General features: G+C 69.1%; 14 protein-coding genes. 4 read left to right on the forward strand and 10 right to left on the reverse strand.

The features are described 5' to 3' along the window. Positions 1-394: 394 nt before the first annotated feature. From AB0L34_RS29770 to AB0L34_RS29790, 5 genes are all read right to left on the reverse strand, one after another. Positions 395-1,501 (reverse strand): replication-relaxation family protein, encoded by a 1,107-nt coding sequence (locus tag AB0L34_RS29770; RefSeq protein WP_363708500.1) that lies wholly within the window; start codon positions 1,499-1,501, stop codon positions 395-397. A 179-nt stretch (positions 1,502-1,680) separates the two neighbouring features. Further along, positions 1,681-2,172: a hypothetical protein gene (locus tag AB0L34_RS29775; RefSeq protein WP_363708502.1), complete on the reverse strand. Its 492-nt coding sequence runs from the start codon at positions 2,170-2,172 to the stop codon at positions 1,681-1,683. Positions 2,173-2,200: 28 nt separating this feature from the next. Then, positions 2,201-2,659: a hypothetical protein gene (locus AB0L34_RS29780; protein ID WP_363708504.1), complete on the reverse strand. Its 459-nt coding sequence runs from the start codon at positions 2,657-2,659 to the stop codon at positions 2,201-2,203. Positions 2,660-2,982: 323 nt separating this feature from the next. Continuing rightward, positions 2,983-3,453: a hypothetical protein gene (locus AB0L34_RS29785; protein WP_363708506.1), complete on the reverse strand. Its 471-nt coding sequence runs from the start codon at positions 3,451-3,453 to the stop codon at positions 2,983-2,985. A gap of 556 nt (positions 3,454-4,009) precedes the next feature. Continuing rightward, positions 4,010-4,597, reverse strand: coding sequence for an HNH endonuclease family protein (locus tag AB0L34_RS29790; protein ID WP_363708527.1), 588 nt, complete (start codon positions 4,595-4,597; stop codon positions 4,010-4,012). Between the two features lie 571 nt (positions 4,598-5,168). Here AB0L34_RS29790 and AB0L34_RS29795 point away from each other — a divergent pair. Both AB0L34_RS29795 and AB0L34_RS29800 read left to right on the forward strand, forming a co-directional pair. Continuing rightward, positions 5,169-5,519: a DddA-like double-stranded DNA deaminase toxin gene (locus AB0L34_RS29795; RefSeq protein WP_363708508.1), complete on the forward strand. Its 351-nt coding sequence runs from the start codon at positions 5,169-5,171 to the stop codon at positions 5,517-5,519. Then, positions 5,516-5,920: an Imm1 family immunity protein gene (locus AB0L34_RS29800; protein WP_363708510.1), complete on the forward strand. Its 405-nt coding sequence runs from the start codon at positions 5,516-5,518 to the stop codon at positions 5,918-5,920. The genes AB0L34_RS29795 and AB0L34_RS29800 overlap by 4 nt, the downstream gene beginning before the upstream one ends. Positions 5,921-6,243: 323 nt before the next feature. On the opposite strand, the gene AB0L34_RS29805 is transcribed toward AB0L34_RS29800, so the two are convergent. From AB0L34_RS29805 to AB0L34_RS29815, 3 genes are all read right to left on the reverse strand, one after another. Then, positions 6,244-6,627 carry a hypothetical protein gene (locus AB0L34_RS29805; protein ID WP_363708512.1) on the reverse strand — a complete coding sequence of 128 codons (384 nt, stop codon included), beginning with the start codon at positions 6,625-6,627 and terminating at the stop codon, positions 6,244-6,246. A 111-nt stretch (positions 6,628-6,738) separates the two neighbouring features. Then, entirely contained in the window at positions 6,739-7,785 is a 1,047-nt protein-coding gene (locus tag AB0L34_RS29810) for a hypothetical protein (RefSeq protein ID WP_363708515.1), read from the reverse strand. Positions 7,786-8,025: 240 nt separating this feature from the next. Beyond that, positions 8,026-9,351 carry an NYN domain-containing protein gene (locus AB0L34_RS29815; RefSeq protein WP_363708517.1) on the reverse strand — a complete coding sequence of 442 codons (1,326 nt, stop codon included), beginning with the start codon at positions 9,349-9,351 and terminating at the stop codon, positions 8,026-8,028. Between the two features lie 158 nt (positions 9,352-9,509). Here AB0L34_RS29815 and AB0L34_RS29820 point away from each other — a divergent pair, with 158 nt between their 5' ends. Continuing rightward, complete coding sequence (locus tag AB0L34_RS29820; RefSeq protein WP_363708519.1) at positions 9,510-9,872, forward strand: DNA-binding protein; 363 nt, start codon at positions 9,510-9,512, stop codon at positions 9,870-9,872. Between the two features lie 249 nt (positions 9,873-10,121). Here AB0L34_RS29820 and AB0L34_RS29825 read toward each other — a convergent pair whose 3' ends face one another. Next, on the reverse strand, positions 10,122-10,271 hold the full coding sequence (locus AB0L34_RS29825) for a hypothetical protein (RefSeq protein ID WP_363708521.1): 150 nt from the start codon (positions 10,269-10,271) through the stop codon (positions 10,122-10,124). Positions 10,272-10,366: 95 nt separating this feature from the next. Continuing rightward, positions 10,367-10,507, reverse strand: a complete 141-nt coding sequence (locus AB0L34_RS29830) for a hypothetical protein (protein WP_363708523.1) — start codon at positions 10,505-10,507, stop codon at positions 10,367-10,369. Positions 10,508-10,720: 213 nt separating this feature from the next. On the opposite strand from AB0L34_RS29830, the gene AB0L34_RS29835 reads away from it, so the two are divergent. After that, positions 10,721-11,341: a site-specific integrase gene (locus tag AB0L34_RS29835; protein WP_363708525.1), complete on the forward strand. Its 621-nt coding sequence runs from the start codon at positions 10,721-10,723 to the stop codon at positions 11,339-11,341. The last annotated feature ends 859 nt before the right edge of the window (positions 11,342-12,200 follow it).

The following is a 12,200-nucleotide window of genomic DNA, read 5'->3' on the forward strand; positions in this document are numbered from 1 at the left end:
CCGGACCAAGAACAACTCCAGCGCTGGTCAAAGATGGGATAACCATCCTGGGCTCCAGGCGTTCGCGCAGGGCCCCTGACCAGGGTTGGAGTTGTGTTTGGTTCGGAAGCTACGGCGAGGCCGGAATGCTCGCCGGCGACGTTACCGCCTTGGTAGCGGCCTGGTAGCGGTCGGCGCGGCGCCCGGGCGGCGGGGTGGGGGCAAGGTCGCCTTGCCCCCGGTGGCGAGGCGGGCGCGGATGGCGGCGAGCCGCTCGTCGAGGGTGGGGACCTGGTCGCGGTCGGCGTACGGCAGCGGGGTGCCGGCGTGGCAGTGGGGGCAGTGCTCGCCGGTGTGCCAGTCGGGGCCGGCGGGGTCGGGGCGTGGGTAGGCGATCGCGCAGGTGTCGCAACGATCAGGTGGTCGCGGTCGTGGTCGGCGCCGAGTTGGGCGGGGGTGGTGCGGCGGCGGGCCCGCCAGCCCAGCGCGGCCCAGACCGCGGCGACCTGGTCGTCGCGTACGGCCCGGTAGTCCTCGAGTGCCGCCTCCTGGGCCTGCTCCTGGGTGCGCGTGGGCGGCCGGCGCAGCTGGTCGACCACGTACCGTCAAGCAGCCGTCCGGTCTGCAACGCGGCCGCGGCGGCGCGCAGCCGGGGGTGGTCGCCGTGGCCGGTCGCGGCGAGCAGTTGCTCGGCCTGCGCGGTCCACGCCGCGGCGTGCCGGTCGACCAGCACCGTGCGGGCGTGGTCGGTGAGGACCGGGTTGTCGCGGTCGGCCCACCATGCCAGGAGCGCGTCGACGACGTCGGGGTCGTCGTCGAGCAGTCGGTGGCGGGTGGCCGGCGGCCAGTGGGCGAGCAGCTGCGCGGCGGCGGGGGCATCCAGGAGTCGGGCAACCTGCTCGCCGGCGGCGCAGACGTCGGCGAACTGGCGGACGCGGTCCCAGTAGGCCGTCTCCCGCAGCACCGCCTGGCTCATGGTGGCCAGGTCGACCTCGACGAACGCCGCGGCGGTGCCGATCACGCCGGCGTGGTCGACGTCGACCAGCAGCACGGCGTCCGGGGTCAGCCGGCGGGTCCGGGTGCCGTTGCCCGACCTGGTGGACTCCCACTCCTGCCAGCCGGCCCGGTCCGACCACCAGCGCCGCAGGGCGAGGCCGGCGGCCGGTCCGTGGTCGCGGACCGCGAGCCACACCTCGCCGATCGCCGCCGCGTGCGCCACGTGCAGCCCGGACGGGCGCTGCCGGCCCGGCGCGGCGGCGGTCCCCGCGACCAGACGGGCGCCGGCGATGCGCAGCCACCAGTGCCGCGGCGCGGACCCGGACTCCCGGCCCGGGCGGACCGCGTCGACCAGACTGGCGGTCCGCAGCCGGTCCAGGCGGTGCCGGACCGTGCGGACCGGCGCGCCGGTGGCCCAGGCCAGCTGGTCCGTGGTCAGGATGCGGTGCTCACCGAGCAAGACCAGCAGCTCGTGCGACGGGCCGCCGGAGGTCCGCAGCCGCTGCACGAACGCCCGGTCGGACACGCAGCACCGCCCTCTCCCGCGATCTCGCTCCCCTATGGCCACCTTCCGGTGACACAGACAGTGTCAGTCGCCTGTCGACCGGAATCTGTCACAGCGGGGCTGACCTGCGCTGTGAGAGCGGCCAGGGTTGCCGTTCGGGTCCTAAGCAAACGGCAACCCCGGACAGGCGGCGTGGTCTGTCAGAGCGGTAGGGAACGCCGCCGGGTCTTGAGCGTCCGGCCGTTGACGTGGTCGGTGATGTAGCCAGTGGGCGGGTGCCAGTGCGCGGACCAGGCGTTCTCCTTCACGCCCTGGACGAACCGCTTGAGGTGCTCGACCTCGCCAGGCCGCCGGTCGACGCTCTCGCCAGTGAGGAGCAGAACCCGCTCGTCGACGCCGTGGCGGTGGCAGAACTGCAGTTCCCGGGCGGCTTCGTACACCCCGTACGCCGGGCAGTCCACGGACATGCGGGCGGCCCGGCCGAACGCCAGCGCCGGCTCGATCGCGGGGAAGAAGAACCACTGGCCGAACCCGACCGCGTACCCGCGCGTGACGCTGCGGTCGTCGCGCAGCACCTCCCGGGGCAGCTCCTCGCACGCAACGGCGGCGAAGTACTGACCGGCGTCCAGGCTGTTGCCGAACTCCGACTCGCCTTCCTCGTACCGCTCGCAGATCATCTTGCGCCGCGCCATCCGGGCTGGCCTCCTGGTCCTCGGGTGGTTATCGGGTAACCCGGGCCGACGAGGGGCCTTTACCGAGTCGCCAGTCCGACGGCTTGCGCGCGGCGAACGTCTCCCCACGCAGGATCCGGTCCCGCTCGCGGACCGCCTCGGCGCAGGCCACATGCGCCCAACCCTCGGTCACCTTCCCGAGCCGGGCTCCGGCAGGGTAGCCGCGTTCGCACGTCACGCAGGTGCCGGCGAAGCTGGCCGCGACGCCGGTGGTCTGCTTCGCGCGCGGCTGGGTGCCCGCGCCGCGGCGTTTCCCGGCGGCCGCAGCCGTCTTCTTGCCCGTGGTCTTCTTCGGGCGAGGCTTGCGCGACGCCTTACCGGCTCCGGAGGTGCTGCTGGCCCCGGTGGCGCCGAGTTGCTTGGGCAGCTCGCCGTTCGTCGGCAGGTTCAGCGCTCGCCGGTACGTGGCGTCGGCGGCGGCCTGCCGCCGGGCACGAGACTTCGTCACGCCCGCACCGTACGACGCTCACCGCGCACCCCAGCCGCGCCACGCCAGCGGCACGCGGGTGCGGCGTTTCCGCGGCCTACTTCAGGGGGTTCGCCACCCGGCTTGTGGGCCTCTTCCCGGAACTTGTGGACCTTCACGCGCCCGCGCTTGTTGTGGCGGCGCTCTTGGGCTGGCGGCCACTCATGGGGTCGGGGCGCTTCGCGCGCCCGCGCGTAGGCGGCTCTCGAAACTCTCGAAACCCGGCCCGCGCTCGAAAAGCTCGGCGGTCGGCGGGGCCGGGCCCCGGGTTTGGGATGGTCGTCGTGGCTGGATGCAGTCGAGCTTCAGGTGGGGGCGAGCCATTGGGTCACTTTGTCGGTGAGAACCACCTCGTACGGAAGGCCTCGCAGGTCTTCCGCGGTCACATTCAGGCCGCGTGCCCGAGCGAGGTCGGCCAGCCACGACCAAGGGTGGTCCTCGGCGCCTTCCTCATCGTCGGGAAGCACGACGTTCAACACGTTTTGGGTGATGCTGTCCCGGGTCTCGCCGACCGGAACAGCACCAGAACGTGGGTCAGTTGATCTCCAGCCGAGGGTGAAGCCGCGATCCTTGTGCAGGATCACGCGCCGGCCATCTTCCAGCGTGACGAACTCACTGACGGAGAAGCTCTGCGTATCCGCTTCGTCGAGGCGCTGCGGCCTCAGATCGCAGATGGCGCCAATGCCTACGACGCGGCCGGGCTCGACAGGGAGAAGATCCGTCCGATCGTTGACGGCGTCCGGGTGCGGGCGCCAACCGACTTCCACACCGCTCACCTCTCTCACTGCCGAGCCCCTGTGACCGTCTCTGGTGTTCCTCAGGCGAACCGTGCCACCCTGACCACCAACTACGGCGTGACCGGCGCATTCGCGGCCTGCCACGCGTGGCTGAGACACATGCTCTAACCGAGACGAGCGTCGCTGCCCATTGGTTTCGGACGGTGGTTGGGGCGTCAGGGGCTACACGGGAGGTTCTTGACGACCGAGTAGGTGTAGCCGGAAGGATCGACGACCCCGTTCAGGTCGACATCAACAAAACCACGCCAGCCCACTTCCGAGCTGCCCGCGCAGGTCACTCTCGCGTTGGCGCGTTGACCGGAGCCGCCTCCCGCATAGTAGTCATCAGTCAGGGATCAGCTCCGACCAGCCGCTGCCAATCTCGACGTGGATTTGCCCGGACGTGCCACTCAAGACACTGTTTCGGTCGATTTCATCCCGTCGAACATCGGCCCCTCACATCCAGCACGGGATGAGCCTGCCGGCCCCACCCAACTGGCTGGTTCCTGTGGGAGGCCTCCGGCCATGGCTCGTGGCTGGTCCTCGCTGAGTGCGGTCAGGAGGCGCAGGTGTTGAGCATGCTCTGCAGTGCGGACTTCTCCGACGACTGGAGCTTCAACCCCCAGCTGTACTTCACGGTGATCCACATCTTGCTGTAGGTGCACCGGTACGACGACAGCGGCGGCTGCCAGGTGGATGGGTCCTGGTCGCCCTTGGCCTGGTTGACGTTGTCCGTCACCGCGATCAGCTGCGGGCGGGACAGGTCGTTGGCGAAACTCTGCCGGCGGCTGGTCGTCCACGAGCTGGCACCGGAGCGCCACGCCTCGGCCAGAGGCACGACGTGATCGATGTCGACGTCGGACGCGGCGTACCAGGTCGCGCCGTCGTACGGGCTGTACCACCGTCCCGACGTTGCCGCACAGGAGCTGTCCACCACGACAGAAGTGCCATCGCGCTTGAGGACCTGCTCGCGGGTGTTGCAGCTACCGCTGATGGTGATCCAATGCGGGAACAAGTCACGGGAGTACCCGGTCATCGAACCCTGCGCCGCGACCGTGAGGGCGTTGAGCTGCGACTGGGCGGTCGCTTTGGACGGGATGCCCGGGGGCGTGGCAGAGACGGGCTGAGCGTTGATCGTCGCCATGCCCGCACCAGCGACGACGGCGATGACCGTCGCGGCGACACGCCGCCGCAACGGGGATCGGTGGGATTCTCGGGTCACGCGCATGGCGGGCCTCCTCGCGACAGCGGATGAAAAACGACTATCTCTAGGGATCATGTCCATCGACAGTCATCCTTGTGAAGGGATTGGCGCGGATTCGTGAAGAGTCGACCCGATCGGCAGTGCCTATGGTCCGCCGGCAACAGCGGGCGAGGCCATCCATCACTCCACGGCTTGCATCGTGGCCGGCCACGTCGCCTCTCGGCCGTCATCGGTCGGACGTTGGTGTCGCCCATCAGCAGGCCGCGGAACCAGCAGTTGCGGCGTCGGTGCCTCGGCACGACAGCGAGCCGAAACCGACAACGGGCTGCCCGCCGCGCCCGCACCGTCTCCGCATGGTGACCAGGCCGTGCAGTCCCCTCGGCAGCCTGATGAAGTCCCTCGGCCGGTCGGCTCCGATTGGGAGCGGTGCGGTCCCGGCGCTCTGCCGGACAGCCTGCGCGCTGTCGTCGGCCGCTTCGAAGCGCGTCTCGCGGGCCGTACCCGTCCCACAGTGGGGTTGTTCAACGGCGAGGAGATAACGTCTGGAGGAGGCGACCGGTCGATCGCCGCCGATCTAGACCACGATCGACTGCGTGGCCCGCCGGTCACCTTCTACGATCATGTGGAGTCCAGGGCCGCCGCGCGCATGCATCTCACGGGTAGCACCGAGTCAGACCTCGCAGTCGACAACACTGTCTGCGGCACCAACGACCGCGACCAGAGCTATCCCTGGACCTGCGACAAGGTATTGCCCGCCATCCTCCCGCAAGGAAGCCGCCTGGGCGTGTGGGTCACTCGCGACGCCGGCGCGGCATGGTGGCACCGTGTCTACGTCGGCACCGGACGAAGGATCACCCGATGACGCTGCTGCTACGCGACTACCAGGGCCATCCCTACGAGCTGACCAACGCCGAGAAGACCAGTCGCCGATTCGACGAGCAGATCGAGTCGATCATGCCCCACGGTGGCTGCGGGCAGACCCTCACCGTCGGCACCCACGACCAGCCCGCACTGCGCATCGACATCGACATCGACGCGGACCGGGCGGCGCTGCGCTGGCTGCCCGACAACACCTACGCCGCAGAACTCGACCCGGACACGCCCATCACCGTCTACGAGTCACCGGACACCGGGCTGCTGGAGATTCCCGCCGCTCTCGCCCGAGTATCCGTAGCGACCGCCCGGTTTGTCGTCGTGGATTATGTCGCCACTGGCCGACGCCCCGCCAACGTCGGCTGGAGACACGAGACGCCCAACTGTTGAAGCCCCGCCGACACGAATCGCATCACGTAGCCAGCGGGGTCCTGCGATCCCGACGTGGATCGATATCGACGAACGCACCGGCCACCGCAGCACAAGCAGGTGGTCGCGATCGGCGCAACATCCGCGGACATGCGGCGCCAAACCGAAGTCAGCGATTCTCCATCGGCTTCGCTATCCGGTCCGGCACCGCGGTTACTCGATCAAGGCGGCGTGGCGAGGACTATCAACCACTCCTGCCAGCCCCGCTCGCCACGCCGTGTCGCCTTCCGTCAGCGTCGGGCGGCCTCGATCAACCGGCCCGTACGGATCCCTGCGCGACTGGCTCAGCCTCGTTTCGGGAAGCGTGATGTGATTCGGTCGATCACCGGCTTCTCCGCGATCTCCTGTCCGATGGTGGTTGAGGTGACTGGTGCCGTGAGTGACAGCGGCTGCCCTCGGTCACCGATCTCGGTGACGACCTGGCGGACGAGTTCGTTTGCGGCAGCGATGCCGTCGGCGCTGCCCCAGTACTCAACGTGTCTCTCGTCGTCGGGGTAGGCGACGACCGGAACGGGCCGCCCGAAGGCGACCCGCCCGAGCCAGGCGAATGGGGTGGCCGACAGGCATGCCAGCCAGTTGAGGCCGTACCAGACAAGCCCTGGAAGCATTGCCACGACGGCGAGCAGGGCCAACAGGCCGGTGATCGGATCGGACAACCCGTCGGCCACCCACCACAGCTTCCTCACCCACTGCGGCATGCGCGGTTGCCAGGCAAGGCGACGCCGTCCTACCCGCCACGTCCTACCGTCGCAGCCTGTCACGTTTTGCACGGCTCCGCCTTACAGGGTCTTGAGGGCGTCGAAGTCGCCCCGCATGAGGTTCCGCAGGGTGACCAGGTTGGCAACCAGCATCTCGATCCCCTCCTTGAACGCCACCATCTGCTTGGCGAGCAGGTCGTATGCGTCAACGATCAACTGCCAGAGCGTGGAGACGATCTGCCACAGGTTCCACAGGAACTTCTTCCAGTCGGTCGTGGTCATGACTGCCTTCATGGCCTTCTTCAACCGCTGGGAGTAGAAGTTGAGCGCGAACAGCAGGGCGTTGACCGTGTACTCGTACTCCACGGCCACCAGCTCATACAGTTGCTGCCCGGCGTCGCAGGCCTGCGCCACCGCCTCGAACGCCGGCTTCCACCGCTGCCGGATGTGGTAGTCGAAGGCCCCGGAAGCGCCTCCGGCCCCGCACAGCTCGCTGTTCCAGTGCGTCGACAACACGTCCATGCCGTAGTCGATGTCGCGAGCTACCGCGCGGAACGCGTGCTCCATCTCGCCCCAGGCGGCACCCACGCGTCGTACCGCTCCGGAGTCGCCGAGCAGCAGCGGGATCAGCTTCTCCAGCAGGTCGAAGCCGGTCATGCGGGCCACCCAGTCGTTGACGGTGCCGAACAGCTGGTAGACGGCGTCCTTGACCTGGCCGACCTCTGATTTGAACGGCGGGGCGACCGGTGCCACGTCCGCGCCGGTGGAGTAGACGCCGTAGGTTGCTACGTCGCGCTCCCGGTGGCCGCTGGGCATCGACCAGGCACGGCCCGCGGTCCACAACTGCTCCGCCGAGGCCACGTCGGCAGTGTCGTACGCCTGTGCGGCCTTTCGGAGGTCGTAGGCGGTGAGCCACATGCCTCGCTTCGCGGCGTCACACATCTCCAGGATGCTGTCCGCCAGTCTGTCCATGCCCCACCGCGCCGGGTAGAGCGTCCCGTCCAAACCGTCGAAGTTCAGGCAGTGCTGTCGGCAGTACTGCTCGATGGTGACCAGCGCGTCGTCCTTGTTGGCGTCCAGTTGGGCGGCGTACCCGTACAGGTATCGAGTCTCGACTTGCAATGTCACCGCCGCATCTCCTGGCGTGGCTGGCTCACACCCACGCTGTCCACCGCGTCATCCAGCGAGACACCACGTTCTAGAAGGCGCAACACCTGGCGGCCCGCCTCCATGCGTGTGTCGGCCCAGGCAATGGACCGCCCTCGCGTCGTCGTCGTCTACACACCCGGTCAGCACGTCGAACCAGTCGAGCTTTCCCCCGAACACCCCCAACGCCGGTGACCAGCGGTCGCCGCAGGGTGGAACACCCTACGAAGGCTTCTCCGTCCGGCCTACCTGCTCGGCGCTGTTGTCAGGTGGTGCGCCCAGCCAGGCGTGGACCGTCGCGATCTCCTCGTCGGAGAACGTGATTTCGGCAGCGTCGGCGCGGCTGAGAACGTTGCCGACGAACGCTGTTGCAATCTCGTCGGCTGTCGGTGGGGGCTGGCGATGCAACGGGCAACCACCGAACGACGTGCCCCGCACGACGAACCCGACGGCGTTGCGGCTGACCGGCAGCCCCTGCTCGCGAAGATGGTCTCGGGCCCAGCTGGTGCACTGGGTCAGGTTGAACCGCTGGGACTGGGCGTACTCGGCAAGGGTCCGGTAGATCGCCGGCCACCAGGGTTGCGGCATTCGCGGCAGATCGAGCTGGTCGCCCAAGCGCTCGACGGGATCCGGCAGGACAACGCGTTGCGGCGTCGCGGTAGCGGCCTTCGGAGCCGGGTGGCGGCTGGTGTCCCAGAGCAGGTGCTGCGACATCCGCAGGTTCGGCAACGTCAGGCTCGCCATGGCGCGAACGAAGCTGCCGAAACCGAACCAGTTGCTGTCGCTGACCGACGGACCGAGCTGCGCCCGCAGCCGGGAGGCGAGCGCGGCCATGTTCAACGGCTCGGTCGCCGTGGTGTACTCCCGGGTCAGCGCCGACCGGAAGGCCTCGTACGCCTCACTCTGGCCAGAGGCAGGGGCGTCACCCTCGACAGCGACGACACGGTCGTCGAACCCGGTCTCCACCTCGCTGTCGGCTTCGTCGTCGAGGTCGACCGACTCGCCTTGCACCAAGGCCAGCAGTTGCTGACTGTCGAGAACCTGGTCGGCGATCGCGGTGAAGGCCTCGGCCGCGTCGGCCGGTGACACGATCATGGTTCGCCGGTCGGAGCGGCGCAGGCGTTGCAGCAACGGGGTCATGTCGGAGTCGCCGGAGGCGATGACGAACTCGTCGTACCGGGTGTCGGCGGACAGCGCGTCGACGGCGTCGACAACGATCCTGATGTCGGCCGCGTTCTTCGTGCTGCTGTAGCGAGGGCAGTCGATCACGTCGAAGCCTGCGCGGACGAACGAGGGCCGGAACTTCGAGAAGTACAGCCGTGGCTGCTCCTCCCCCGGGTCTGTGCGGTACACCCAGCCTGCGGGGTTGAGGTAGCAGCGCAGGACCAGCCAGCGCCGCCCGCCATCCGTCGTGGCCGTCGTCGCCAACCGGCGCAGCCATCTCCCCGGATCCTCGGCGAAGTGAACTGCCACGTCCGGGTCCAACTTGTAGAGGCCGCTGAACACGTTGTCGAAGTCGAGGTAGAGCGCCGCCCGAACGTGATTCACAAGCGCAACCTACCAACGCTGAGCGAGGACTCCATCACGCGTACTGCCGGCACGGCAGTACGCGTGATGGCGGGGTGATGGTCCGCTGCAAGCGAGGCCCACACCGGTCCGACCTGATCTCACTCTCCTTTTCCTTTCGACGATTCGGAGTACTCACCGTGACCAGCCACGACATCGATCCCGCAGAAGCGCCCAGCACCCCCGCCAGCGGTGGCGGGGTGTGGAGCGAGGAGCACATCCGCGCGCTCGGCGTGATCACCGACCTGCCCACCGCCGGCCGTGTCTTCGGCCTGGGACGCGCCCTGTCCTACGAACTCGCCCGCACCGGCGGGTTCCCCGTGCCGGTCATCCGCGTCGGCGCCCGCTACATCGTGCCCGTCGCCGGCATCCTCACCGCCCTCGGCCTGCAGCGCCCGCCCGGCGACTTGACCCCGGGCGGCATGCGAAGCGTCGATCACCACCACGAAATCAGCAGCATCGACCCGCCGCACAGCGGCGGCGACGGAAAGAAGGAACCGTGACCCGCGCCCGCAACCCCGAAAGGGCCCTCACCAAACGCTGCACCTGCACCCACCCGGACACCGGCAAGCGGCTCGGCAGCCGGTGCCCGAAGCTACGCCGCCCCGGCGGCGGCTGGCACCCCACCCACGGCGTGTGGGGGCCACCAGATCGAACTGCCCATCCGGCCCACGCAGCCGCGCCGGCAACTGCGCCGCTCCGGCTTCGACAGCCGCGACACCGCCAACGCCGAACTGCGCCACGCCCGCGCCCTACTCGACCTCGCCGACGGCGACCACGACCTCGCCATCCAGGTCGCAGACCTGCTGCACGCCTGCCGGCCCGACACTGCGCTGCCCGACCGCGACGCGGTGGCTGCCCGCATCCGCGCCGGCGTGCCCGCCTCCGTTCCCACCACCCACGGCGAATACCCTCACCGCCTGGCTGGAAGGACGGCGCGGGCTGGCGGAAAAAGACCGTCCGCGGCTACTCCGACCACACGCCTGCACTTGGCCCCTCACCTCGGAAAGATCCCCATCCAGAGCTTGCGCACCGCCCACATCGAGGCCATGTTCACCGCCATCGGCCACCAGCAGGACGCCATCCGCGCCGCCCGCGACAGCACCGACCCCGACGTACGGGCGACGGTCAAAGGCATCCGGCCGATGGAAGCGTCCAGCACCCAACGGCTCAACGGCACCTTGCGCAAGGCCCTCAACGACGCCGTCGTCCGCGCCAAACTGATCCCCACCAACCCGCCCTCGGCGTCGAACTACCCAAAGCGAAACGACCCAAGGCACGGGTCTGGACCGCCAAGGCGGTCGAACACTGGCAAGCCACCGGGAAACGCCCCAGCCCGGTCATGGTGTGGATGCCCGCACAGGTCGGGCGGTTCCTCGACCACGCCGAACGCCACGACATCGTCCTCTACGCGATGTTCCTGCTCATCCTGCACCGCGGCCTGCGCCGCGCGGAGGCGTGCGGGCTTCGCGACCACGACGTCGACCTCGACGCCGGCTACCTCACCGTCGTCGAACAGATCACCACCGTCGGCTACACACCCATCACCCGCCCCGTGAAGAACGACGCCGGTGACCGGATGGTCCCCCTCGGCCCGAAGACCATCGCCGTCCTGCGCGCCTACCTCGACATGCGCCGCCGCTGGCAGAGCGTCAACGGAACCGACTGGCCCAGCACCGGCCTGTTCTTCGTCCGCCCCGACGGCAAGCCGTGGCACCCCCAAACCATCAGCGACCGCTTCGACCACCTGGTCGCCAAGGCCGGGCTGCCGCCCGTGCGGCTGCACGACCTGCGCTGCGCCGCCACCTACCTACGCCACGGCGGCGCCGACATGAAAGAAGTCCAGGAAACCCTGGGCGACTCCACGATCGGCCTGACCTCCGATACCTACACCAGCGTCATCCTCGAACTCGAACGCGGCAGCGCCGACGCCGTCGCCAACCTCATCCCCCGCGACGACCAAGCCGCCTGACAGCAGCACCCCGCCACCTGACGAGCCGACGCCGCCGCAGCCTGGCACCGGTGCGCCGACGCGAAACCGCCCCCTCCCGCCTCTGGGAGGGGCCGGTTTCGTTCGTTGCCGGCCCTGACGGTGCATCCCGCCACCTCGACCCACATGCCTCGCCGGCTTTCATCGTGGGAGTGCCAGTGGGCAGCGCGAACGTCACCGCGCGGCAGCGATTGCGCAATTCGAATCGGTTGATTGGTCACGTCGTGGACGATGTTCTTGATCGTCCGCTCGCCAGTGGGCGAGCCCATCGTCCGGTGGCCCGGTGGTTGCTCTCCCCGCCCAGTCGTCGGGTCGATGAAGTCGCCGTCCTGTCTCTCACCGGCAGCGGGTGAAACCGCCGCTGTGGCGCGGCGGTCGAGGCTCGCGCGGACGCTCTTGTCGGGCGTGTTCTGCCTCTTCCCAGTTCCTGACCGTTTGCGCCGTGACGCCGAGGCGTTCGGGCGAGTCGCTTCTGGCTGAGGTGCAGGGCGCGTCGGAGGGACGCGACCCGCCCGGTATCCCAGTGTTCGTCGCGAGGGGGCACCCGCCGCTACCCACCACAGCGACGCCATGTTGGGCCTCCGTCTGCCTCCTGAGCACCACGTCGCCCGCCCAGACCTGGATACGGATCCTGAGCGCGGAGGGGTTCATCAGGATCCGCGCGATTACGGGTGGCGATTGATTGACTGCGGAAAGTAGAGTGCCAACCCTACGAGCGGGTGCTGTCTGTGGCGGGCGACGCCCCGCGTCCCTCGTCCGCCGCTGACGGCGGGGCGGGGGTGCGCCTCGGCGTGTCCGGAGGGTTCGACGGGCGGTGTTCAGACAAAGTTCAGCGCTCCGA

Source organism: Micromonospora sp. NPDC052213 (assembly GCF_040679695.1).
Taxonomy (GTDB): Bacteria; Actinomycetota; Actinomycetes; order Mycobacteriales; family Micromonosporaceae; genus Micromonospora.

Bases quoted from the DNA above. Each gene is read 5' to 3' on its own strand.
- AB0L34_RS29775 (WP_363708502.1), bottom strand. From the start codon at position 2,172: ATGGCGCGGCGCAAGATGATCTGCGAGCGGTACGAGGAAGGCGAGTCG.
- AB0L34_RS29790 (WP_363708527.1), bottom strand. From the start codon at position 4,597: ATGGCGACGATCAACGCTCAGCCCGTCTCTGCCACGCCCCCGGGCATC.
- AB0L34_RS29800 (WP_363708510.1), top strand. From the start codon at position 5,516: ATGACGCTGCTGCTACGCGACTACCAGGGCCATCCCTACGAGCTGACC.
- AB0L34_RS29830 (WP_363708523.1), bottom strand. From the start codon at position 10,507: ATGCCTTTGACCGTCGCCCGTACGTCGGGGTCGGTGCTGTCGCGGGCG.
- AB0L34_RS29835 (WP_363708525.1), top strand. From the start codon at position 10,721: ATGCCCGCACAGGTCGGGCGGTTCCTCGACCACGCCGAACGCCACGAC.